The sequence below is a fragment of the Variovorax sp. AC194 genome (assembly GCF_979257995.1).
In genome coordinates this window covers 1880763-1904247 of record NZ_OZ409823.1, presented here as the reverse complement: position 1 = coordinate 1904247, position 23485 = coordinate 1880763, and the positions used below count along the sequence as shown (strand labels likewise).

The 23485-nt window shown below is 66.8% G+C and carries 22 protein-coding genes; 16 read left to right on the top strand and 6 right to left on the bottom strand.

All coding sequences use genetic code 11. The annotated features are described in order from the left end of the window. Window positions 1-245 precede the first annotated feature (245 nt). On the top strand, window positions 246-890 hold the full coding sequence (locus ACZYRS_RS09220; RefSeq protein WP_198786747.1) for a GntR family transcriptional regulator: 645 nt from the start codon (window positions 246-248) through the stop codon (window positions 888-890). Window positions 891-921: 31 nt separating this feature from the next. Here ACZYRS_RS09220 and ACZYRS_RS09215 read toward each other — a convergent pair whose 3' ends face one another. Next, window positions 922-2022 (bottom strand): AraC family transcriptional regulator, encoded by a 1101-nt coding sequence (locus ACZYRS_RS09215; protein ID WP_463418979.1) that lies wholly within the window; start codon window positions 2020-2022, stop codon window positions 922-924. 131 nt (window positions 2023-2153) lie between these two features. Between ACZYRS_RS09215 and ACZYRS_RS09210 the strand changes: the two genes are divergently transcribed. The 6 genes from ACZYRS_RS09210 to ACZYRS_RS09185 all read left to right on the top strand — a co-directional run bounded on the left by ACZYRS_RS09210 (window position 2154) and on the right by ACZYRS_RS09185 (window position 9163). Continuing rightward, window positions 2154-4370 (top strand): DUF6351 family protein, encoded by a 2217-nt coding sequence (locus ACZYRS_RS09210; protein ID WP_463418978.1) that lies wholly within the window; start codon window positions 2154-2156, stop codon window positions 4368-4370. Window positions 4371-4606: 236 nt separating this feature from the next. Continuing rightward, complete coding sequence (locus tag ACZYRS_RS09205) at window positions 4607-5473, top strand: branched-chain amino acid ABC transporter permease (RefSeq protein WP_093437738.1); 867 nt, start codon at window positions 4607-4609, stop codon at window positions 5471-5473. Then, window positions 5473-6510, top strand: a complete 1038-nt coding sequence (locus tag ACZYRS_RS09200) for a branched-chain amino acid ABC transporter permease (protein WP_463418977.1) — start codon at window positions 5473-5475, stop codon at window positions 6508-6510. Before ACZYRS_RS09205 ends, ACZYRS_RS09200 begins: the two co-directional genes overlap by 1 nt. Beyond that, the gene (locus tag ACZYRS_RS09195) at window positions 6503-7267 is read left to right on the top strand and encodes an ABC transporter ATP-binding protein (protein ID WP_463418976.1); all 765 of its coding nucleotides are present in this window, start codon (window positions 6503-6505) and stop codon (window positions 7265-7267) included. Before ACZYRS_RS09200 ends, ACZYRS_RS09195 begins: the two co-directional genes overlap by 8 nt. After that, on the top strand, window positions 7254-7961 hold the full coding sequence (locus ACZYRS_RS09190; RefSeq protein WP_463418975.1) for an ABC transporter ATP-binding protein: 708 nt from the start codon (window positions 7254-7256) through the stop codon (window positions 7959-7961). The genes ACZYRS_RS09195 and ACZYRS_RS09190 overlap by 14 nt, the downstream gene beginning before the upstream one ends. 29 nt (window positions 7962-7990) lie before the next feature. Next, the gene (locus tag ACZYRS_RS09185) at window positions 7991-9163 is read left to right on the top strand and encodes an ABC transporter substrate-binding protein (RefSeq protein WP_198786942.1); all 1173 of its coding nucleotides are present in this window, start codon (window positions 7991-7993) and stop codon (window positions 9161-9163) included. 60 nt (window positions 9164-9223) lie between these two features. On the opposite strand, the gene ACZYRS_RS09180 is transcribed toward ACZYRS_RS09185, so the two are convergent. After that, on the bottom strand, window positions 9224-10279 hold the full coding sequence (locus tag ACZYRS_RS09180) for an AraC family transcriptional regulator (protein ID WP_233101835.1): 1056 nt from the start codon (window positions 10277-10279) through the stop codon (window positions 9224-9226). 210 nt (window positions 10280-10489) lie between these two features. On the opposite strand from ACZYRS_RS09180, the gene ACZYRS_RS09175 reads away from it, so the two are divergent. Further along, on the top strand, window positions 10490-12580 hold the full coding sequence (locus ACZYRS_RS09175) for an alpha/beta hydrolase (protein WP_463418974.1): 2091 nt from the start codon (window positions 10490-10492) through the stop codon (window positions 12578-12580). A 57-nt stretch (window positions 12581-12637) separates the two neighbouring features. On the opposite strand, the gene ACZYRS_RS09170 is transcribed toward ACZYRS_RS09175, so the two are convergent. Then, on the bottom strand, window positions 12638-12886 hold the full coding sequence (locus ACZYRS_RS09170; RefSeq protein ID WP_463418973.1) for a hypothetical protein: 249 nt from the start codon (window positions 12884-12886) through the stop codon (window positions 12638-12640). Between ACZYRS_RS09170 and ACZYRS_RS09165 the strand changes: the two genes are divergently transcribed. From ACZYRS_RS09165 to ACZYRS_RS09155, 3 genes are all read left to right on the top strand, one after another. Beyond that, complete coding sequence (locus ACZYRS_RS09165; RefSeq protein WP_463418972.1) at window positions 12885-13034, top strand: hypothetical protein; 150 nt, start codon at window positions 12885-12887, stop codon at window positions 13032-13034. The two genes, ACZYRS_RS09170 and ACZYRS_RS09165, sit on opposite strands and share 2 nt — an antisense overlap. 233 nt (window positions 13035-13267) lie before the next feature. Continuing rightward, complete coding sequence (locus ACZYRS_RS09160) at window positions 13268-14479, top strand: L-dopachrome tautomerase-related protein (protein ID WP_463418971.1); 1212 nt, start codon at window positions 13268-13270, stop codon at window positions 14477-14479. A gap of 2 nt (window positions 14480-14481) precedes the next feature. Beyond that, window positions 14482-15348, top strand: coding sequence for a 2-keto-4-pentenoate hydratase (locus ACZYRS_RS09155; RefSeq protein ID WP_463422472.1), 867 nt, complete (start codon window positions 14482-14484; stop codon window positions 15346-15348). 9 nt (window positions 15349-15357) lie between these two features. Here ACZYRS_RS09155 and ACZYRS_RS09150 read toward each other — a convergent pair whose 3' ends face one another. Both ACZYRS_RS09150 and ACZYRS_RS09145 read right to left on the bottom strand, forming a co-directional pair. After that, a complete protein-coding gene (locus tag ACZYRS_RS09150; protein ID WP_463418970.1) occupies window positions 15358-16275 on the bottom strand; it encodes a LysR family transcriptional regulator in 918 nt (305 codons plus the stop codon). Between the two features lie 31 nt (window positions 16276-16306). After that, window positions 16307-17128: a helix-turn-helix transcriptional regulator gene (locus ACZYRS_RS09145; protein WP_463418969.1), complete on the bottom strand. Its 822-nt coding sequence runs from the start codon at window positions 17126-17128 to the stop codon at window positions 16307-16309. A gap of 100 nt (window positions 17129-17228) precedes the next feature. Here ACZYRS_RS09145 and ACZYRS_RS09140 point away from each other — a divergent pair, with 100 nt between their 5' ends. After that, on the top strand, window positions 17229-18125 hold the full coding sequence (locus tag ACZYRS_RS09140; RefSeq protein ID WP_463418968.1) for an SDR family oxidoreductase: 897 nt from the start codon (window positions 17229-17231) through the stop codon (window positions 18123-18125). A gap of 43 nt (window positions 18126-18168) precedes the next feature. Here the strand turns inward: ACZYRS_RS09140 and ACZYRS_RS09135 are convergent, their stop codons facing one another. Continuing rightward, on the bottom strand, window positions 18169-19005 hold the full coding sequence (locus ACZYRS_RS09135) for an oxidoreductase (protein ID WP_463418967.1): 837 nt from the start codon (window positions 19003-19005) through the stop codon (window positions 18169-18171). A gap of 124 nt (window positions 19006-19129) precedes the next feature. On the opposite strand from ACZYRS_RS09135, the gene ACZYRS_RS09130 reads away from it, so the two are divergent. The 4 genes from ACZYRS_RS09130 (at window position 19130) to ACZYRS_RS09115 (ending at window position 23473) form a co-directional block, all read left to right on the top strand. After that, window positions 19130-20104, top strand: a complete 975-nt coding sequence (locus ACZYRS_RS09130; RefSeq protein WP_463418966.1) for an AraC family transcriptional regulator — start codon at window positions 19130-19132, stop codon at window positions 20102-20104. Window positions 20105-20240: 136 nt separating this feature from the next. Further along, a complete protein-coding gene (locus tag ACZYRS_RS09125; protein ID WP_463418965.1) occupies window positions 20241-20852 on the top strand; it encodes a DUF4329 domain-containing protein in 612 nt (203 codons plus the stop codon). 79 nt (window positions 20853-20931) lie between these two features. Further along, on the top strand, window positions 20932-21960 hold the full coding sequence (locus tag ACZYRS_RS09120) for a MerR family transcriptional regulator (protein WP_463418964.1): 1029 nt from the start codon (window positions 20932-20934) through the stop codon (window positions 21958-21960). 439 nt (window positions 21961-22399) lie between these two features. Next, window positions 22400-23473 carry an NHL repeat-containing protein gene (locus ACZYRS_RS09115; RefSeq protein WP_463418963.1) on the top strand — a complete coding sequence of 358 codons (1074 nt, stop codon included), beginning with the start codon at window positions 22400-22402 and terminating at the stop codon, window positions 23471-23473. Window positions 23474-23485: the final 12 nt, after the last annotated feature.

Below are 23485 nucleotides of genomic sequence, written 5' to 3'. Positions count from 1 at the left end.
ATCCAATATTGGGCGCGACGCACAAATTCGGGGCCTTTGTTTTCGCCCCAGCCTCCAAAGAAAATGTCGAGCAAGAAGCGTTCCAGATTGGATCCAATCCAGGATCAGTTCTCCCAGTTCCTCGCGCTGCATCCAGGTAATCGCGCCGCGTTCGACGTCTGCCCTCCCCTTCGAGCGACGGATCCGAGATGGGATCTTCCGTAGAATTCCGCGCAGTTCGTGGTGAAGACAACAAGGGAGTTCGAATGGTGGCCCAGGCACCGATCGGCGATCAGATCCTCTCGGCCGATTCCGTCACGGAATCCTTGCGGCAACTCATCCTGAGCGGTGAACTGGGGATCGGTGTGCAACTCAAGCAACAGGCGCTGGCCGAGCGCTTCGGCGTCAGCCGCATCCCCGTTCGCGAGGCGCTCAAGCGCCTGGAGGCCGAAGGCCTCATCGAACACCGCGCCCACCAGGGATCGACCGTTGCATCGCAGTCGATCAAGGACCTGATCGAGGCGCTGGACATCCGGATCGCGCTGGAAACGAGAGCGCTCAAGCTGGCGATCCCGCACCTGCGCCCCGCGAACCACCGCGCCGCCAGGGAAATCATCGCGCGCTACGCCGGCAGCGAATCGCCGCAGGAGTGGGCCGACCTGAATCTCGAATTCCACCTGACGCTGTACCGCCCCTGTGGGCGCGACAAGCTGCTCAAGATGATCGAGGAGAGCGTGCGAGGCATCGCCCGGCACCTGCGGGCATTGCAGTCGCACAAGGTGGGGCGCAAGTCATCGCAGGCCGAACACACCCAGATCCTGAAGGCCTGCATCGCCAAAGACATTCCGCTCGCGGTGGAATTGCTGGAGAAGCACATCGAGCACACGCAGGCGGCGTTGGCCGGACCGTGACGGCGAGCGCCGCATCAACGCGCCTGCGTCATCACCGTGTCCCGGCCTGCAGCAAGGCCTCCGGCAATTCGCGCGACGTCGCAGTCGCCTCGCGATCACGGTAGTCGCCGGGCGTGCCGCCGGTCCAGCTGCGAAAGGCGCGGTGAAAAGCCGCCACGCTCGAGAAGCCCAGGTCGACGGCGATGGCGATCAGCGGCTCGGTGCCTCGCGTCAGGCGAGAGATCGCGATGTCGCGCCGCAGCGCGTCCTTGATGTCCTGGAACTTCATGCCCTCGGCCTGCAGGTGGCGCACCAGCGTGCGCGCCGAAAGGCCAAAGGCGGCGGCCACATGCGCGATGTCGCTGTCGAATCCGAGGTTCGCTTCCAGGAAGGTGCGCACGCGCTGCGTCGTGCTGCTCTGCCCCACCGGCACGAAGAGCCAGTCCAGCGGCGCGCGCATCAGGAACCTGCGCAGCTCCAGCTTGGAGTGCGGCTGCACCGGCCGGTCGAGGTACTTGAGGTCGAAGGCCATCGCGGTGTGCGGCTGGTCGAAGTGCACCGGCCCCGGAAACATGAAGAGATAGTCGGCCGCGTCGTGCGGCCGCGCGAAGCTGAAGTCGATGCGCGCCAGCTCGATGCGCGCGCCGATCACCCATGAGCACATGCCGTGCACCAGCTTCAGGTGCAGCTCCTGCACCAGGCGCGCGCTGCGGCTCCTGGGCGGATAGGCGTCCACGCGCACCCATGCATGGCGCTCGTCGCGGCGCACGGTGAACCGCGAGCCGTCGTCCAGCACGTGGTTGAACTGCGCCCAGCGCCGCAGCGCGGTGTGCAGGTTGGGTGCGTCGAGCATGAGGATGCTCAGTATCTTGAGCGTGCCGCAGCGCAGCGGCCGCGCATAGAGGCCGGGCATCTCGTCGTCCAGTTCGAGCGCGACGCCGCGGAACAGCTGCGAGAACTGCTCCTCGGTCACGCGGCCCGCGGGCTGCGCCATCAGCGCGGGCGAGATGGTGGCCTGGCGCAGCAGCCGATGCAGCGTGTCGCCCTCGAGCGCAAGGCCGTGCAGAAAGCTCTGCACGTAGGAGATGGGCAGCGTCGGCCGCTGCTCGAAGGCCTGCGCGCTTCGGTGTTCCTTGGCCGCAGCAATCAACATGGCGCGATATGCAAACGAAGTTGGCGCGATCCGAGAACACGGGTCGGGATGCGCTGGCTAGAGTCGGCTCCGACCCGAGGAGGCAGCAAGAGAGTCATCGGGTCGATTCCTAGAACAACTGAGAGACAACCATGAAACACACGCTCGATTCGGCATCGATCGCGCAGCCGCATGCGCGGCCGCATTCGCGACATCTGCATCTACTTTCATTCGCCCTCGCCGGCGCGGCAATGCTCGCGGGCTGCGGAGGCTCCTCGGACAACGGCAGCGGCTTTGCGCCCATCTTCGGCGGCGGCGGTGGCGGCAACAACAACCCGCCGCCGGCGCAGTTGGACAAGCCCTCGATCGCCCTGCTCTCCTCCAAGCCACAGTACGTGAGCGGCGGCGACGCACTGGTCGAGGTGAAGGCGCCGCAAGGCAGCAGCACGTCGCAGCTGACGGTGGCGCTGAACGGAAAGACGGTCACCGAACAACTCAGTGCCGACGATACCGGCAAGTTGCGCGGCGTGATAAAGGGTTTGACCGAGGGTGAGAACACGCTGTCGGTCACCGCGAGCGCGCAAGGCCGCACGGCGTCGGAGGCCAAGCTCGTGCTGACCAACTACGCGCAGACCGGGCCGATCCTGGCCGGCCCGCTGCTCGCGCCCTACGAATGCCGCACCGTCGAGTCGAACATGGGCGCGCCGCTGGACGCCAACTGCTCGGCCACGCGGCACTTGGACTACTTCTACCGCACGGCCGCGGGCAGCTTCAAGCCGCTGGCCGATCCGCTGTCGCGTCCGACGGATCTGGCAGAGACCACGACCATAGAGGGCAAGAAGGTGCCCTACATCGTGCGCGTCGACTCGGGCACCGTCGGGCGCACGATCTACCGCATCGGCGTGCTCGACGAGCCCACGGCCGACAGCGTGGACCCGGCCAAGTACAAGCCCAGCGCGGGCTGGAACCACCGCCTCGTCGTGAGCTTCGGCGGCGGGGCCGGCACGCAGTACAACCAGGGCGTCAACCAGGCGACCGATGCGCTCGCCGACCTGCAGCTCTCGCGCGGCTTCGCCTACATGATCTCCACCGAGCTCGTGAACGGCCAGCGCGGCAACGCGGTGCTGCAGGGCGAGACGCTGATGATGCTCAAGGAACTCTTCGTGGAGACCTACGGCGTGCCCAAGTGGACCGTCGGCAGCGGCGGCTCGGGCGGCGCCATCCAGCAGCTGGTGATCACGCAGATCTACCCGGGCCTGCTGGACGGCCTGCAACCGTCGCTGACCTTCCCCGACGGCAGCCTGCACGTGGCCGATTGCCGCCTGCTGGAGAACGTCTACAAGGCCGACCTGGCAACCTGGACCAACCCCAAGCGCGCGGCCGTGGACGGCTTCACCAACGGCACCTGCCGCGCCTGGGACCTGAGCTTCGTCAACACCATCGTCGCGACCAACGCGGCAGGCTGCGCACTGAAGGACACGACCAAGGTCTACGACCCGATCAACAACCCCAAGGGCGCGCGCTGCACCACCGCCGACATGCGCACCAACGTCGTGGGCCGCGACCCGGCCACCGGTTTCGCGCGCAGTCCGCTGGACAACGTGGGCCTGCAGTACGGCCTGGAGGCGGTCAACAAGGGCGCCATCAGCGCCGAAGAGTTCGTGCTGCTCAACGAGAAGGTGGGCGGCTACGACAAGGACGGCAACCCGGTGCCCAAGCGCACGGTGGGCGACCCGCTGGCCCTGCAGCGCGCCTACGAAAGCGGGCTCGTCAATTCGGGCGGCGGCGGCCTGGCGCAGGTGCCGATCCTGCACTCGCGCACCTACAACGACGCATCGGGCGACATCCACTCGCACGAGCGCGACCTGGTGGTGCGCGCACGGCTGCAGCGCGCCAACGGCCGCACGGACAACCAGGTGATCTGGGTCGGCCCGCGCACGGGTTATCCGCTCGCATCGCTGTCACTCGACGTGATGACCGCCTGGCTCGATGGCATCACGGACGATCCCGCGCCGCTGTCGATCGACAAGGTCGTCGCCCACAAGCCGGGCACGGCAACCGATGCCTGCTTCGACGTGAACGGCACGCGCTTCAACGAGTCGCCGGCCTACGGCGCCACCGGCATCTGCTCGGCGCTGTACCCGCTGCACGGCGAACCGCGGCAACAGGCCGGCGCACCGGCGACCAACGACATCAGCAAGTGCCAGCTCAAGCCGCTGGCCGCCGCCGACTACGTGCCCACGTTCACGCCCCTGCAATGGACGCGGCTGAACACCGTGTTCCCGGACGGCGTGTGCGACTGGTCCAAGCCCGGCGTGGGACAGGTTGCGCTCAAGGGCACCTACCAGAAGTACGGCGAACTGAACTGAACGTCTGAGCTTCTTCCGGCCCTCTCGCGGGGGGCATGGCGCTTTCGCGAGGCGATGCAGCAGCGTCGCCTCCGGAAGCGCAGCCGCGTCAGCGACCACCGTCGAGTCGCTGAAGCGACAGCGCTGGTGCGGGCAAACCTGAGTCGACGGACCCCACGCTGGCTTTCACAATCCTGTGCCTTGGCAGCCGGCATCGTTCCGCGCTGCCGAACACGGCACAACGAACAAGGAGCGACGTGGAACTGTTCTTTCAGCAACTGCTCAATGGCCTGACCGTGGGAGGCGTCTACAGCCTGGTGGCCCTGGGCCTCACGCTCGTCTACGGCATCCTGCACGTGCCGAACTTCGCGCACGGGGCCTTCTACATGGCGGGCGCGTTCGCGGGCTACTACCTCATGACGGCCTTCGGCCTGAACTACTGGCTCGCCATGGCCGGCGCCGCCGTGGTGGTGGCGGTGATCGCGATGCTGGCCGAGCGGCTGGTGTTCCATCCGCTGCGCAATGCGCCCGAGCTGCACGACATGATCGCGGCCATCGGCATCCTGCTGTTCATCGAGGCCGGCGCGCAGGCGATGTTCGGCGCGGACTTCCATCGCATGCCCACGCCCTACGGCCAGATCGTCGAAGTGTTCGGGCTCACGGCGCCGCTGCAGCGCCTGCTCATCATCGCGGGGGCGTTCGGGCTGATGGTGTTGCTGCACCTCTTTCTCAATCACACGGTGCTGGGCTCGACCATCATCGCGATGGCGCAGAACCGCGACGGCGCGGCGCTGGTGGGCATCGACGCGACGCGCGTGACGCTCCTGGTGTTCGCGATCTCTGGGGCGCTGGCCGCCATTGCGGCGGTGCTCTATGCGCCGATCAACCTGGTGTATCCGGCCATGGGCAACCTGGTCATCACCAAGGCCTTCGTGATCATCATCCTCGGGGGCATGGGGAGCTTTCCCGGCGCCATCGTGGGCGGGCTGATCATCGGCATGGCCGAGAGCTTCGGCGGTTTCTATTTCTCGACCGACTACAAGGACATCATCGCCTTCGTGCTGCTGGTGGTGATCCTGTCGTTCCGACCGCAAGGCCTGTTCACGCCGAAGGGAGCGCGCTGATGGGCCGGCTCTTCCAAGGCAAGGCCGGATGGGCGCTGCTGGCGGCCGTCGCGCTGGCGTTTCCGCTGTTCGCGCAGAACAACTACCTGATCTCGGTGGCCACGCAGGCCTTCATCATGGCCATCGCGGCGCTGGGGCTGAACCTCATCACCGGCTACACGGGGCAGTTCAACCTGGCGCACGGCGCGTTCATGGCGGTGGGGGCCTACACGGTGGGCATTCTCACGGTGGACCATCACGTGCCGTTCTGGATCGCCTTCGCCGCGGCGGGCCTCGTGACCGCGGTGCTGGGCTACTTCATCGGCATCCTGTCGCTGCGGTTGAAGGGCCACTACTTCTCGATCTTCACGCTGTGCGTGAGCTACATCATGTTCCTGCTGATCGAGAAGTGGGAAAGCCTCACGCACGGGCCGGTGGGCATCATGGGCATCCCCGCGCCCACGGGCATCGGGCCGCTGCAGTTCGGCACGCCGCTGTCGCAGTACTACCTGGTGCTGGCCTTCCTGGTGCTGGGCATCTGGGTCATGGCGCGCATCGTGCGCTCGCTGCTCGGGCGCAGCTTCATGGCCGTGCGCAACAGCGACGCGCTGGCCGAAGCGCTGGGCACCGACCTCATGCGCACGAAGACGCTGTCGTTCGTGCTGTCGGTGGTGTATGCGGGCTTTGCCGGCGCGCTCTATGCGGGGCAGGTGCGCTTTCTCGGGCCCGACCTGGCGAGCGAGGCCGTGACCTTCGACCTCGTGATGTTCGTGCTGGTGGGCGGCATCGGCACCCTGCTGGGCCCGCTGGTGGGCACCTTCCTCGTGACGTGGTTGACGCAGAGCCTGCAGTTCCTTCAGGACTACCGCATGGTGGTGTTCGGGCCGGTGCTGATCGCGCTGATCATCTTCCTGCCCGACGGCATCGTGGGCACCTGGCTCAAGCGCCGCGCGCGGCGCGCGGATGCCAGGCGCGCCGCCGCGCCCTCCCACTCCGCGCCCTCCGCCCCCTACGCCCCGAAAAAAGCGACGACCACCGAGGCGCAACCAAATGCTTGAGATCCACGACCTGACCAAGCAGTTCTTCGGCCTCACCGCCGTGGACAGCGTGAGCACGCGTTTCGAACGCGGCCAGGTGAGCGCCATCATCGGCCCCAACGGCGCGGGCAAGACCACCTTCTTCAACCTCGTGGCAGGCACGCACAAGCCGAGCTCGGGGCGCATCGTGTTCAACGGCAAGGACGTGACCGGCATGCGCCCCGACCACATCGCGCGGCTGGGCATCGCGCGCACCTTCCAGAGCACCCACCTGTTCGACAACGCGACGGTGCTGGACAACCTCATCGTGGGTCATCGGCTGCGCACGCACTCGGGCCTGTGGGACGTGCTCGTCAACAGCCGGCGCTTGCGCGACGAGGAACGCCTGTGCCGCGACAAGGCCGAGGAGGCGCTCGACTTCGTCGGCCTCTCGCACGTGGCCCACCGCATCGCGGCCGACATCACCCAGGAAGAACGCAAGCGCGTGGCCTTTGCGCTCGCGCTGGCCACCGACCCCGAGCTGATGCTGCTGGACGAACCGGCCGGCGGCGTGAACCCCGAGGAGACCGTGGGCCTGGCCGCGCTGATCCGCAAGCTGGTGGACCACGGCAAGACCGTGTGCCTCATCGAACACAAGATGGACATGATCATGCGGCTGGCCGACAAGATCGTCGTGCTGAACAACGGCGCAAAGATCGCGGAGGGCACGCCCGCCGAAATACGCCGCGATCCGCATGTCATCGAAGCCTACCTGGGAGCCGACCATGCTGCGGTTTGAAGGCGTCGACCTGCACTACGGCAGCTTTCGCGCATTGAGCGGCGTGACGCTGCATGCCGAGCCCGGCGAGCTGGTCGTGCTGCTGGGCGCGAACGGCGCGGGCAAGACGTCGATCTTCATGGCGGCCAGCGGCATCCAGCGCCCGAGCGCGGGGCGCATTCGTCTTGGCGAGCGCGAGATCGCGGGGCATCGGCCGGCAGAGATCGTGGCCGCGGGCCTCGTGCATTGCCCCGAAGGCCGCAAGCTGTTCCCGATGATGTCGGTGCGCAAGAACCTCACGCTGGGCGCCTATGTGCACCGGCGCGACAAGGCCGGCATCCAGCGCTCGCTCGACGAGGTGTTCAGCCTCTTCCCCATTCTCGAAGTGAAGCAGAACGACCCGGCGGGCTCGCTCTCGGGCGGCCAGCAGCAGATGGTGGCCATCGGCCGCGCGATGCTCGGACGTCCCAAGGTGCTGCTGCTCGACGAGCCCTCGCTCGGCCTGGCGCCGCTGGTGGTCAAGCAGGTGTTCGAGGTCATCGAGCGCATCAACAGGCAGGGCACGACCGTGCTGCTGGCCGAGCAGAACGCCTACTCGGCGCTGGCCATCGCGCATCGCGCCTATGTGATCGAACGCGGGCGCATCGCGCTGGAGGGCGATCGCGAGTCCTTGCTCAACAACGAGGCCGTGCGGGCCGCGTACATCGGGGCCTGACCCCCTACAACCAGGAGACCAACGCAATGATGAAGACCGCCCTTTCACGCCGCAGGCTTGCCGCCCTGCCCTTCGCCGTCCTGCTGCTCGGCGCGGGCACCGCCTTCGCGCAGGAGACCGTCAAGATCGGCTTCACCGGACCGCTGAGCGGCGGCGCCGCGCTCTACGGCAAGAACGTGGTCAACGGCATGGAGATGGCCATCAAAGAGATCAACGCGGCGGGCCTGGAGGTGGCCGGCAAGAAGGTCAAGCTGGAGCTGGTGGCGCTCGACGACAAGTACGCGCCGGCCGAAGCCGCCATCAACGCGCGCCGCCTGGTGCAGCAGCACCAGACGCCGGCCGTGTTCGTGCCGCACTCGGGCGGCATCTATGCGATGCAGGCCTTCAACGAACAGGAGAAGTTCATCGTGATGGCGTACTCCAGCACGCCCAAGATCACCGAGACCGGCAACAAGCTCACCATCCGCATTCCGCCCACGTTCAATTCGTACATCGAGCCCTTCACCCGCTACGAGATGAAGAAGTACGGCAAGAAGGTCGGCATGCTGCCGGGCGACCACGAGTACGCCAAGAACTGGAGCGCGCTGTTCGAACCGGCCTGGACCAAGGCCGGCGGCACCGTGGTGTCGAACAACCCCATGTCGTACAACCGCTCGGCCGACTTCTACAGCGGCGTGAGCCGCGTGCTGGCCGAGAAGCCCGACGTGCTGTTCATCGGCGGTCCCTCCGAGCCCACCGCGCTGGTCGCCAAGCAGGCGCGCGAGCTGGGCTTCAAGGGCGGCTTCCTCATCATGGACCAGGCCAAGCTGGACGAGATGGCCAAGGTCACGGGCGGCCTCGCGCCGCTGGAAGGCGCGATCGGCGTGCTGCCGGTGTCGTACGACGATCGCGCGGGCCCCAAGGCCTTTGCCGCGGCCTACCGCAAGGCCTACGGCGCCGACAAGGACCCGACCACCGAGTCTTCCTACAACTACGCGCTGGTCCACGCGCTCGCGGGCGCGATGAAGATGGCCGGCACGACCACCGACGCCGCGGCCATCCGCGCCAAGATCGGAGACGCGCTCATCCAGCTGCCCGAGAAGACCAATGCAGGCTCCTTCAAGGGCGTGGACGCCGTCGGCGGCACCATCGTCGATCCGCTGGTGGCGACGGTGGATGGCGGGAAGGTCAGGCCGGTGAGCCTGAGCGAGTTGATGAAGTAACGGGATCAAGGGGCGCCGCTCGCGCAATGGTGCGCAATGAGTGGCGCGTAATGAACATGCTCATTGCGTGAGCGCCACCCCCTGGGGTGCCGCCACGCGGTGCGCGCGGCCCGCCTGGCGCCTGTAGGCCAGCGGCGTGCTTCCCGTCCACGAACGGAATGCCCGATGGAACGCGCTGACGGTGGCGAAGCCCGTCGCGCGCGCAATCGCGGCGATGCTCTCGCGGCTCTTGAGCAGCTTCTGGACGGCGATGTCGCGGCGCAGCACATCCTTGACCTGCTGGAACGTCGTTCCCTCCGCGCTGAGGTGGCGCGCCAGGGTGCGCTCGGAACAATTGAGGGCCAGCGCCGCGGACTGGATGTTGCTGCTCTCGTGCAGGCGCGACTCCAGGTGGCTGCGCAGGCGATGGCTCAGCAGCGTCTTGTCGAAGGGCACGAAGAACCAGTTCTGCGGCGCGCCTTGCAGGAAGTCGCGCAGTTCCGAGCGGGTGCGGCTTCGCACCGGTTGCTGCAGATAGGCCGCATCGATGTACATCGCCGTGGCGGGCTGGTCGAAGTAGACCGGTCCCGGAAAGATGTAGACGTACTCGGCCGCGTCGGGCGGCCGGGGAAACGCGAAGTCGACCCGCTCGATGCCCAGCCGTTTGCCCACGATCCACGAGGCGATGCCGTGCACGAGCTTCAGGTGCAGTTCCTGCACGAGCCGCGCACTGCGCGCCTGGGTCGGGTAGAGCCGGATGGCGATCGAGGCCAGTGCGCCCTCGCGGCGGACCTCGAAGGAGAAATCGTCGTGCAGCACCCGGTCGAATTGCTGCCAGCGCCGCATGGCGGTCGCCAGGTCGGGCGCGTCGAGCATGAGGATCAGCAGGATCTTGAGCGTGCCCCGGCGCAGCGGCCGGCCGTAGAGGCCGGGCATCTCGTCCTCCAGGTGCGCCACCAGCAGCTGGAACAGGGTCGCGAACTGCTCCTGCGTCACCCGCGCGCCGGGCAGCGCGAGCAACCGGGCGTCAATGCTGGCGCGGCGCACCAGCAGGTTCAGGTCCGCATGCGAAAGGGCCAGTCCTTCGACGAAGGCGTTGACGTAGGAAGTGGGAAGGGTCGCGCTGAAGGGGTCCAAGGCAGGGCCGCAGCTGAAGCTCGAATCGGCGCGCGAGCGTAGTGCAGTTTGGCAGGATCTGCAAATTCTCTGGCGCGAAGCGGGAACACGTCGGCAGGCATTCTTCCTAGCATCAAGGCGCACCCGGTCACGTGGCCGGGAGCGACCGGCAATGCGGCCTCCTCATGAGGCGCGGCGTCCCGGTCTCATAAAAACAGCTACGGAGACAAGATGACGAATTCGACAAGAAGGCCGATGCGCCTGAGCGGCGCAGCTGCGCTGGTGGCCATCGCACTCGCGGCCTGCGGCGGTGGCGGCGGAGGGGGCACGCAGTTCCCCGTGATCGTGCCGCCACCCGCGGGGAACGGCTCCCCGCCTCCCGTCACCAATCCACCGGCCGTCGATCCGCTCGCCAAGGCGCGCATGCCGGACTATCCGGATGTGGTGGGCGAATACGTGCAGATCGAAGGCGGCGCGCAGCCCACCGATCCGAGCGTGCTGCAGACCCCCAAGGAGTTCAATGCCGCCACCTTCCTGCGCGTGCGTTCGGCCCTGGACGGCGAGACGCCGCGGGCCGCCAATGCGGTGATGGTCGTCATGCCCGGCTTCTCCAGCACGCCGGGCCACTGGATGTACCTGGCCGCGCAGCTGGTGCAGAAGGCCAATGAAAAGAAAGGCGGTTGCGTGAACGGCACCGCCCCCGTCGATTGCCGGCTGGAGGTGTGGATCGTGCAGCGCCGCGGCGCGCACCTGGCCGATACGCTGGGCGCCCGCAACGCGCTGGTCGACAGGAATCCTTCAGCCGCCGTCAGCTACTACTTCGGAAAGTCCGTCATGGGTTCCGATGGGCGGACCACGCTGGACGGGCAAGGCAAGTTCCCCGTCGCGTCGCCCAAGACCCTGGTCGGCGCCGTGGACTCCACCTGGCGTCCGCTGCTGCAGAGCGACCTGAGTTTCATGGCGGACTGGGGTTTCGAGACCTACGCGCGCGACGTCGAAAAAATGATCGCGCTCGTCAAGCAGGAGTCGGGCAGCAAGAACGTCTTCCTCGCGGGCCATTCGCAGGGCGGCAGTTTCACCAGCGTCTTTGCAGGCCGCCTGGGCACCGATGGCCTGCGCGGCCAGCAGAACCTGGCCGGCATCGTGATGCTGGACGGCGGCGGCTACGGGACCCTCACTTCGCCCACGCCCACGCAGGTCGCGACGCTGAAGACCGCGATCGACGACCTGCGCAGCGGCGCGCGCGCGGTCTACACCGATGCCACGGGCGCCAATTCGGCATCGGGGCCGGCGGTCGGCGCGCGCGAGATGGCGAGCCTGCGCTACACGACCGACGACCAGAAGGCGGAATCGCTGTTTCCCCCGCGCCAGGCAGGCATGCTCACCACGACCGCCTTCCCCGGCACCGCCGCGGACACCGGCAACGCCTTTCTCGGCGCGATCCGGCTGAGCCAGGTCGCGCGCGCCGGCATGGGCTTCGACACCAGCCCGACCACGGCCCCCACGACGCCACCCGCGCCGCTGGCCGTCAATCTGCAGGACTCCCTGATCGTGAGCCTGGGCGAAAGCCTGGGGCTGCTCGACTTCAAGCCGGTCGCCGGCACCGAGGCCGATTGCGACATCCTGCCCTCGGGCAAGTGCGTGCCGCGCATCGGCCAGATCGACGCGACCAAGGTGTACGGCTGGATCGAGGCGGGCGGCGGCTCGTCGATCCCGGCCACGACCAAGGTCGGTGTCGGCAAGGCCAGCCAGTTCCTTCGCGGCTATTCGTGGACCACGAACCGGACCAACATCCAACCGATCGCGTACAACTTCCGCACCAGCGGCCAGCGGACCGTCGATGCCCGCGAAATCGTCACGGCCAACTGGTATCCCTCGGAGCGCTATGAGGCGGAGATGTCGTTCGTGGGCGCGGGCCCGACCTTCGTCTTCGACCACAAGGGCATCCATATCGACGTGGACAAGAGCGTCGTCAACGTGCCGCTGTACTACGCCCACCAGGGGCCGGCGTCGCCGACCAATCCGTCCGTCTTTCCGCTGGTGACCGACTACACCAACATCGGATCGACAGGCACGGTGCAGTCCGCGGAGGCGGCAGCCAGGTCGCGCGTGGATCCCGTGGTCTCGTCGCAGTACTACAAGCACACCGATTTCGTCTCGGCCGACGATTCGCTCGCAGGCATACCGGGTGCAGCGGCGCCCGGCCAGCCGGGTGTGAGCCTGGTGGCCAACACGCTGGTGGACTGGGTGTTCGCCCGCACCGGCAGCAAGCTGGCAGCGGTGCCGTCGCCCAAGGAACTGGGCGTCGTCAACACGCGCTGAAGATGCGGCCGGCTCGGAGGCGGCAGGCCTTCGGGCCGGCCGCGCGCCGTTCGGCATTCACGCCCGGCGACGCCTTGACCCGAACTCGCCGATCCAGCTGTCGAGTTCGGCCATGCCTTCTTCGGTGATGCACGTCACCGTCGCGGACTGCGACGGGATATAGGGCCCTGTCGACTCGAGAGCGTGAATCTTCGCCTCGATCAAGCCGGTTGCCTTGAGCACCGACACAAGCCTGACCTCTTCGGGCGCGTCGACGCGCAACGGCAGCTGAACGTGCTGGAGCCTCATCAAGAAATAAAGTGGCATGAACCTCCTACGCTCCGACCCGCGCCAGGGTTTCGCCTTGAAGCGAATACGAGCGCGCTTCGTGAACGAAGTCACGGCCGCCATCCATGAACCCGATCTCGAACGCGGTCACGCAGGTCTGAGCGACAACAAGGCATTGGCCCCATGACGGGGTCACATTGACCCCTCGCCTTGTTCAACGTGACTGTGACCGTGAGCGCGAGCGCGCACCTGCGCCGCTTCGCAGGCCGATAGCCAGTCTTCGCCGGATTCCCTGAAATTCGTTGAAAGTGTTTCGCCGTTTCGCGGCTTTTCATGCACCTGCTCCGCCATGACACTGACTCGCCGAGAGTCCGCGACACGACGGACTCCGGACAGCCCCAAACGACAGGAGACCGAACAGTGAACACGATTTCCCGCAGCCGCATGCGCGCTGTCCTGGCAGGCTTTACCTGCATCTTCGCCACCGCCGTCGCGCCGTCTTCCGCGCTCGCCGAAGCCAATGCGAGCGACGCCCTCGCGGCGAAGCCGGAGCTCTATGCAGAACTCGATGCGGCCGGTGTCGGCGGCATCACCCAATTGGGGAACGGCAGGATCGTGATCGGGTACCACCCCTTCTACTCGCCGGCCGTGCAGGTCGCGCTCCTGAACGAGGACCGCAAGTCCACGACCCCATACCCCAGCGTCGATTGGCAGAGTTGCAAGAACGCCGACGGCACCTGGAAGAAGGAATTCGACCACTGCCTGGACTGGGTGCTCGGCCTGCACACGGACAGCAAGGGAATCCTCTGGATGCTGGACTCGGCCAAGTCGGTCGACAAGGCGGCCGGGCGTCCCGCGGGCCTGGTGCCCAAGCTGGTGGGGTGGAACACCCGTCGCAACAAGCTGGAGCGCGTCATACGAATCGGCGGCGAGGCCACCGTGACCGAGTCGCAGCACAACGACTTCGTGGTGGATGCAAAGCACAACGTGATCGTTATTGCAGACGAGGCCATCGGCGAAGATTCCAAGGGCATGGGCGACAAGGCGGCGCTGGTGGTCGTCGATCTTGCGACCGGCAAGAGTCGCCGCCTCCTGCAAGGGCACCCGAGCGTCCAGCCCGTCAAGGACCCCATCCGCTGGGACCAGGGCACGGCGACCGCCGGGACCTTCGCGCTTCATGTCGGCGTGGACGGCATTGCGCTGGATCGCCGGAGCGAATGGCTCTATTTCGCACCGCTGTCGGGCTACAGGATGTACCGCATCCGCATGAGCGATTTGCTCGATCGCAAGCTCGACGCGGCACAGCTTGGCACCAAGGTCCAGGTCTACGCCGACAAGCCGTTCAACGGCGGCCTGTCGATCGACCGCGACGACAACCTCTACCTCACCGAGGTCGGCGAACGCGCCATCGGCATCATCCCGCCGGACACCCGCAAGTACCGGCGCTTCGTCGCCGATCCCGACATGGTGTGGCCCGATGGGGTGACCTACAACAGCGACGGCCACATGTACACCGGCGCGGCGCAGCTGACATTGACGAGCGCCTTGCAAGCCGACGGCATTGCCAGGAACAAGGCGCCCTATCGGATCTACCGCTTCAAGCCGCTCGCCGCCGGCCAGCCGGGCTTCTGATGATGATGATGCTGCGACACCTTCTCCTCTGCGTGGCTGCCTGCGGATGCGTCGCAGCCCATGCGGCCTGCCTCGACGATGCGGCGGTTGCCGACTTCGCCGAGAAGTACATCGCCCGAACCCCGGCCGCTGCGCCCGAGGGGCTGAGCGATGCGGATGCCGCGTGCAGCCGCGCGAAGCTCCATGCGCTTTTCGTCTCGCGGCTTGGCCCGGTGATCGGCTACAAGGCCGGATTGACCAACGCGGCCGTGCAGAAGCGCTTCAACACCGACAAGCCGGTATGGGGTCGTCTCTATGAGGGCATGGTGCTGGCGAACGGGGCGACGGTAGATGCCGCGTTCGGCGCTCGGCCGCTGTTCGAAGCCGACATGCTGGTACGCGTACGCAGCGATGCGATCAACACCGCGCGAACGCCGCAGGAAGTGCTCGACGCGATCGATCAGGTGATCCCGTTCCTGGAACTGCCCGATCTCATGGTGCAGACACCCCAGCGGCTGGACGGCGCGGGACTTGCCGCCATCAACGTGGCCGCCCGGCTCGGCGTGGCGGGCCAGCCGATCGGGGTGCCGGCATCGCGCGCCGACGCCCACGCGATGCTGGACGCGCTGCGCGACATGAAGATCCGGGTGACCGACGACAAAGGAACGGCGCTCGCTGAAGGCCGCGGCAGCGATCTGCTGGGCCATCCGCTCCAGGCGGTCGTCTGGCTCGCAGGCGCACTGGCGTCCGAGGGGGTGACACTGAAGCCGGGCGATCTCATCAGCCTCGGTTCCTTTTCACCTTTGTTGCCACCCCGTTCGGGGTCGCGCATCACCGCGACCTATGAAGGATTGCCAGGCAAGGTTTCTGTCGATGTGAACTTCAAATAGCGCACCGACCTACGCAGAGGTTTTCAGCATCGGAACTTCCGCCAGACGCGCGGCGATGAAATCGACCAGGCTCCTCACACGCAGCGGCATGAAGCGGTTGCTGGCGAACACCGCGTTCAACGGGTAGTGCTCGCCGCGCCACTGCGGCAGCAGGCGCACCAGTTGGCCCGATGCCAGATCGTGAATCAGATCCAGCTCCGACTTGTAGAGAACGCCCTCGCCCGCCAGCGCCCACTGGTGAGCAATGGAGGCGTCGTCCACCTCGCGATCGCCGGCCACCTTCACGCTCGCCCATTCGCCATCCCGCTCGAAACGCCAATCGACATAACGCGTGCTGCGCAGTTCGAAGACCAGGCAGTTGTGGCGATGCAGATCCTCAGGTGCCTGAGGCGTGCCGAAACGCGCGAGATAACGCGGCGACGCGCACAGCACGCGGCGCGTCATGGCAAGGCCTCGCACGACGGCGTTGGGGTCGGTCGCCACGCCGTAGCGCAAGGCAACGTCCACGGGGTCGCGCAGCACATCGTGCACCCTGTCGCTGACCGACAGCCCCAGGCGCAAGGCCGGGTTGGCCGCGAGAAACGCGTCGAACCATGGCAGCAATACGCTGCGAGCCAGGTCCGACGGCGCCGCGACGCGAATCGTCCCCGACAACGTGAAGCTTTCCGACAGCACCTGCGCCTCGCCTTCGTCGATCAGCGCCAACGCGCGGCTGGCATAGCCCAAGAGGTTCTGGCCCTGGCTGGTCAGCCGGATGGAGCGCGTGGACCGCTCGAAGAGCCGCACCCCCAACTGGCCTTCGAGTCGCTTGAGCATGCTGCTGGCCGTTGCGGGCGTCATCTTCAGCACCTGGGCCGCGGCCGTGAGGGAGCCGGTGCGTGCGGCCTCGACCAGGAGGCGCAGATCTTCGATGTTCTGGATTTTCATCGGCCTGTTCATCCTTCGCGGCGCGTCGTTTTCACGAACCCGCAAGCAGGCCCTGGACACGCAGCGCATCTTCCGGCGAAGCCGGATTGAAAACCACCATGCCCAGTTCAGGCCGCCCTTCCACCGCGAAGGTGGAGAACTCCAGGTTCACGGTGCCGGCGACCGGATGGTGCAGGCGCTTGGCACCTTCGCTCATTGCCACGACTTCGTTGTCGGCCCACAGGGACTTGAATTCGGCGCTCTCCTCGGACAGTTCGGCAACGAGCCGGGACACCTCCTCGTTCGAGCCCGACCGGGTGACGTCCGCGCGGAACGCACCCACGACCACGCGCGCCACCTTGGCCCAGTCTTCCTGCGCCTGCTGCACCTGAGGGGAGCAAAAGAGAAGACGAAGGATGTTCCGCTTCTCCGGCGCGAGCTTGCCGTAGTCGGTGAGCAGCGCCGCGGCGACGCGGTTCCATGCGACCACGTCCCAGGTCATGGTCTTGACGATGGCTGCGCTGAGCGGGAACGCGTCCAGCACCCGCTGCAGGCGCGAGGTGATGCCCTCGACCGGGCGATAGCGAACTTCGGGCGGCCGGCCCAGCGCCAGCATGAACAGATGCTGGCGTTCGAGTTCGGTCAGCAAGAGGCTGTCCGCCAGCCGGTTGAGCACGCCCGCCGAGGGTGCGCCGCCGCGTCCCTGCTCCAGCCACGTGTACCAGGTCGGACTGATGCTCGCGCGCTGCGCGACCTCCTCGCGCCGCAGGCCCGGCGTGCGGCGACGCGCGGCGGAGATGCCGAAGGCGGCCGGGTCCAGGCGGGTGCGCCGGCTGCGAAGGTAGCTGCCGAACAGCGCGAAGTCGGTGGCCATTTGGGAGGGTGGTAGTTCCTATAACAGGATGATCTAACGTCTTTACCAGTCTAGTTCGTCACGCTTCAATGGGCCACCAACCCCAAAGAGAGAACTGACCATGCGTGTTTTTCTTACCGGCGCGACCGGTTTCATTGGCTCCCGTGTGACGCGGCAACTGCTGCAGAACGGGCATCAGGTGCTGGGCCTTTGCCGCTCGGATGCGGGCGCCCGCTGGCTGACCGAAGCAGGAGCCCAGGTGCATCGCGGCACGCTCGAAGATCCGCAAAGCCTCGCGGCAGGCGCGGCCGCGGCGGATGCGGTCATCCACACCGCGTTCGACCACGACTTCTCGAAGTTCGTGGAGAACACGCAAAAAGACAGCCGCGTCATCCATGCCATGGGCGAGGCGCTCGCGGGCAGCAACAAGCCTTTCATCATCACCTCCGGCACCGGCATGGGCAGCGCAGGGCCGGGCACCGTCGCGGTCGAAGACGTGGCGAATCTCGACAATCCGAACCCTCGCGTGGCCTCGGAGATCGCAGGTGCCGAGCTGCGGACCAGGAAGGTATCGGTCGCCGTCGTCCGCTTGCCGCAGGTGCACGACACCGTCAAGCAGGGCCTGATCTCGCCCCTGATCGAACTGGCCAGGGCAAAGGGCGTTTGCGCCTATGTGGGAGAGGGCCTGGGCCGCTGGCCCGCCGCGCATGTCGACGATGTGGCCCTGCTCTATCGCCTGGCACTGGAACAGCACGCCCCAGGGGCCTGCTGGCATGCGGTGGCCGAAGAAGGCGTCCGCATGCGCGACTTCGCCGAGGTCATCGCGCGCGGCCTGGGCATTCCTGCAACGTCAGTGACCCGGGACGAAGCAGGCGCGCATTTCGGATGGCTGGCCATGTTCGCCGAGCTGGACATGCCCGCCTCTTCCAGGCTGACCCGCGACCGCTTGGGGTGGACAGCCACCGGTCCGGGTCTGCTGGCGGACCTCGGTCGAGCCGACTACGGCGCCATGCGCTAGTTGTCGTTGCGCGTCGATCGATCGAGGCCGATGGACGCGCCCATCAAGCGATGTCGGTCGATCGTGTCAGCGCCTCGTGGCGCGTCAGGCTCGACTGCATTTCGTCCAGTTTTGCGCGGACCAGCCCGAGCGCGTCGCTGCCAAGCAGCAGGTGCTGCGGCGGCTGCGGCATGTCCACCAAAGCGAGGATCGCGGCCGCGGCCTTGTCGGGGTCGCCCAGCTGCTTGCCGCTCTTGTCCACGCGCAATTGCCGGATCGGATCGAACAGGCTGTCGTAGTCATCGATGGAACGGGCGCTGCGAACCATCGAGCGACCCGCCCAGTCTGTCCTGAACGATCCCGGGGCCACCGCCGTGACCGCGATGCCCAAGCCCTTCACTTCCTGGGCCAGCGTCTCGGAGATCCCTTCCAGGGCGAACTTGCTGCCGCAGTAGTAGCTGATGCCGGGCATCGTGATGTAGCCCCCCATCGAGGTGATGTTGATGATGTGGCCGCGCCGGCGCTGGCGCATGAATGGCAGGAACGCCTTCATGACCGCGACCGCGCCAAAGACGTTGACATCGAACTGGCGGCGCATTTCGTCGAGCGACGATTCCTCGAGGATGCCCTCGTGGCCATACCCCGCGTTGTTGATCACGACGTCCACCGGCCCGTGCTCGGCCTCGACGGCGACAGCGAGTGGTGCGACGGCGTCGAACTGCGTCACGTCGAGCAGCTTCACATGCGCCTCTGGGCCGGCTTGCGCTTTGAATTCCGCCGCGGTCTGCTCGCTTCGCACGGTCCCGACGACGCGATGGCCCGCGTGCAGTGCGGCATTGGCGATGGCGCGACCGAAGCCGCTGCTGACGCCTGTGATGAAGAATGTCCTGGTGTTTTTCATGCATCGATTCTCGGAATCGAAGGCGCCGCGGGCCAGTCCCGATGCGATGTTTGGTTTGCCTAATCCTATGAGCGACGCCTGATTTATGCTGATCTTCAGTCCGATTTGATGCACAGTGCGATGAATGAAGAAATTGCGCGCATCGCCTCCCGATCTCGCAGCCGGCGCCCGCAAGGCGCGGCAGGCCCGCATGGTGGCGCTCCTGCAGCGGCTCGCGCCACAAGAGGGCTACACACTGACGGCGCTGCCCGACGTGCGCTTTCTTCGCTCCGATCGCCCGTTGGCATCGACCCCCGTGCTCTACGAACCCGGGATCGTCGTGGTCTGCCAGGGCCGCAAGCGCGGACTCTGGGCGAACGAGGTCTACCTCTACGACGCGCAGCACTACCTTGCGGTGTCCGTGCCGGTGCCCTTCACCATGGAAACCGATGCGAGCGCCGACGAGCCCTTGCTCGCGATCTACTTCAGCCTCGATCTCACCGTCCTGGCCGGTCTTGCGTTGCAGGTCGATGAACTCACCGAGAGTCCGCCGAGCGCACCGGCCGGCATGTTCTCGACACCGATGGACGACGCGTTGGCGCAGACCGTCCTCCGGTTTCTCGAGGCGATGGGTTCACCGGTGGAAGCTGCGTTGCTCGGGCCGGCGATCGTGCGCGAGATCTACTTTCGCGTGCTCATCGGCGAGCAAGGTGCATCGATGCGCGCGGCGCTCGCCGGCCGGGGCCAGTTCGGAAAGATCGCCAAGGCCGTGCGGCGCATCCACACCACGTTCAGCGAACGCCTCACCGTCGATCGCCTGGCACGCGAGGCGGGGATGAGCACCCCTACGTTTCACGCCCACTTCCGCACCATCACCCAGAGCTCTCCCATGCAGTACCTCAAGTCGGTACGCCTTCATCAGGCGCGCCTGCTGATGCTGCGAAACGAGAAGACGGCGTCCGCCGCGAGCATCGAGGTGGGATATGAAAGCGCGTCGCAGTTCAGCCGCGAGTTCAAGCGCTTCTTCGGCCTCAGCCCGAGCGAGGAGATTGCCCGCCTGAAGTCGAGCTTCGCCATGCCGCCTCTGCCGGGCAAGCAGGTGTGGGTGACATCGCATTGATCGTCACGGTATCTTGCGGAGGCTCTCCCGCACGGGCGACCCCAGGCTCCCCGCCATGCCGCCCCGACACTTCGGCCGCCCGTCATATCCACTCCGGCGGATGGCAAACCGCCCTCGCCCCCGGCAGACTCGAAGGATGGCCACCACCATCTTCACCCCGCCGCCCTTCCCCGAACCCGACCAGCCCTTCGACACCCCCGAGGAGGCTGCACGCGCCGCGCTGCAGGCATTGCTGGTGCAATCGATCGGCACCCGCAACGAGTTCGGCGGCGTCATCTGCAAGTTCAACGACAAGTTCCACGTCGCGCCGTACTTCGTGGGCGAGCGCAACAGCGTGAGCCTCGGGCTTCGGCTGCGCAACAAGGGCTGCATGCCGGTCGGGGCCGAAGCGGTGGCGGTGGCTTACTTCCACACGCATCCCAACGTCGTGGGCGCCGGCATGACGATGCAGCCCGATGTCTTTTCGGACGAAGACATCGGCGTGGCGAACGGCGCGGAAGTCGACGCCTACATCGGCAGCGTCTCGGGCCTCTTCCTGAAGTTCGAGCGCGCGACGCAGAAGACCTACATCGCCGGCCAGTGCCTGCGCAACGCCGACACGGGGCCGGTGCCGGACTGGAAGAAGATCAAGCGCAAGCTCGACCTGAAGTACGAATTCTTCTCGCCGTCCGCACCGGAGAAAGCCGTGGTCAAGCCAAAGCCTCGCGTGCCCGACCGCAAGGGGCCGACGATGGCGCCGCTGCGGTAAGGTTCACCTCGCGCCCCTTGACCCGGCCCCTGCGGCCGCCTCGATAAAGGCGGTGTCCGGTCAAACCACGAGGTGATTCTTGAATGCTTCCGCCCGACTCCTGAACCCCGCCGAAGCTGCAAGGCGGCTCGGCGTTTCCGCCAAGGCCCTGCGCCTCTACGAGCAGCGCGGCCTCGTGCGCCCGGCTCGCAACGCCGCCGGATGGCGCTCCTACGGCCCCGGCGAGATGATGCGCGGCGCGGAGATCGTGGCCCTGCGCGCGCTGGGCCTGAGCCTCGCCCAGGTCGCGCGTGTGCTGGAGGGCGATGCAGAGGCACTGGAAACCGCGCTGGCCACGCACCAGGCGGCGCTCGAAGGCCGCGCTCATCAGCTCGCGGACACCATCGAGAAGGTCCGCCATCTGCGGGCCGATCTCGCCCGCGGGCGGACGCCGACGGCCCAGGCACTTACGCAGTTGCTGGCATCGGCCACGGGGCCCGACATCGAATTCGAACTCCCCTGGCCCTGGGGCGGCGAGCTGTTCAGGCTGCGCGATGTCCGCCCGCTGAACTACATCGTCGGCCCGTTGGGCAGCGGCAAGACCCGATTCGCGATGCGCCTGGCCGAGACCCTGCCGTCTGCCGTATTCCTCGGGCTCGAGCGATTGGGAGGCAACGGCGCGGCAGCGCAACTCGCCGCAGACCCGGCCCTCGCGCGGCGTTTCGAACAGGCCCTGACGTGGCTCATCGACGAGGGCGCCACGGTGTCCGATGCGTTGACCGCGCTGATCGCCGCGCTGGAGGCCGAAGGCCCGGCCGCCGTGGTCATCGACATGGTGGAACAGGGCCTGGACGCAGCCACCCAGCAAGCCGTGATCGCGCACCTGCGCCGCCGCGGCCCCGATGCCCCGCCGCTCTTCCTGATGACGCGCTCCTGCGTGATCCTGGACCTGGGCGCCGTGGGTCCCGACGAATCGATCATCCTTTGCCCGGCCAATCACAGCGTGCCGAGCCGGGTTTCGCCCTGGCCGGGCTCACCCGGCTACGAGGCTGTTGCGACCTGCCTGGCCTCCCCCGAAGTGCGGGTGCGGACGCAGGGCGTCATTGCATGGCGGCCGCAAGTGGCGTGAGGTCCGCCCCCCAATCCTGGGCACCTCGGCCGCCCGTCTGTCCGCTCAGACAGCCCCCTGGCACAAACACCAGGGGGCGAGTCCGGGGTGCTTTTTTTCGTTGACCTCGTGCAGAATACGCCGCGCCTGCGAGTAGGTGAAATCGCCTCAGCGCGCAGTCATCAAAACGAAAAGTATTCACGAACGTGGGGTGTGAGGGATGAGAACACTTACTTGCAGGGCTGCCCTGGCATTGCTGCTGGGCGCAGCGCTCGTGTCTTGCGGCGGTGGGGGTGGTAGTGGCGGTGGGAGCACCAACGGCTTGCCGATCGGCCAGTCCCTGTCGTCACCGCAGGCCGCGAACAAGGACGCGGCAGAAGACCCGTCCGGCGTTCAAGGGCTCTCTGCCGGGGGGCCGGCCGATTCGTCGGGAGGAATCGCAGCGTTGCAGGCACAGGGCGTGGATGTCGTCTCCGCGCTCGCCGGGCGGGCCGCCAGCGAGGGCGTCTCGGTGTACAGGACGCTCGACACCAGCGCCTTCGGCATGCCCCGGACCATGGTCTACGACGCGGTCCACGGCGACATCTACGCCTCGTACCCGACCACCTACGAATCGATCGGCCTGAGTGCCATCGTGCGGTTTCGCACCAACGGCATGGGCTGGACGAGCACCTCGCTCTCCCTGCCCGGCTTGCAGGACATCGCGCTCGCGCCCGATGCCAGCGTGCTGGCTGCGACAGATGGCAGCAACCAGGTTCACCTGATCGACCTGGCCACGTTCAGCGTGAAGAGCACCCATCTCGCGCCCTTCGGCATTGGCGACCAGGGCAGCAACACCGAAGTGGCCATCGCATTCACCGGCGACGGCCGGCTCTGGATGCCATCGGGCGCGGGCTACAACTGGCACAACCTGGGATTCTTCGAGCCGCGCACACAGACCTTCGGAACCGTCGCCTGCTCCATGTGCTACGGAGGACCGTACTTCGCGGTCTCGGGCGATGGGTCCAGGTTGATGGTGACCCAGACCGCGGGCCTCAGCCCAATGCCGCCGATGCTCTACATGGACGGGGGCGACGGCGTGCTCCGGACAAACCCCGTCGGGCTCGAATTCTTCTACTGGATGACGAGCCTGAGCGACGATGGCAACCGCTTCCTGTTCAGCGGCGCGACGGTCTATGACCGCGCGTTCGGCACCGTGGGTACGCTGCCGCAGGTGAATGACCTGCGGACAGCCCGGCTGTCGCCGGATGGGCGCCGCGCTTACACGCTGAACTACGTCGTCGAGCCCGGATCCACGGCGCTGCCGGTCGTCCGTGCCTTCGACACGACCGCGCCGGCCGGCACGAACATCAACCTGCCTCCGGTCGGGAGTTTCACGCTGGCCGACTTTCCCGCCTGCCAGGCGTCGACCTATCCCAAATACTCCTGCTACAGGCCCAGGATGCAGGTGAGCAAGGACGGCACGACCCTGATGATCCTGGGCGACAAGAAGCTGATCGTCGCGACCATTCCCAAGGCGCTGCGCCGCTATTGACGACAGCGGAGG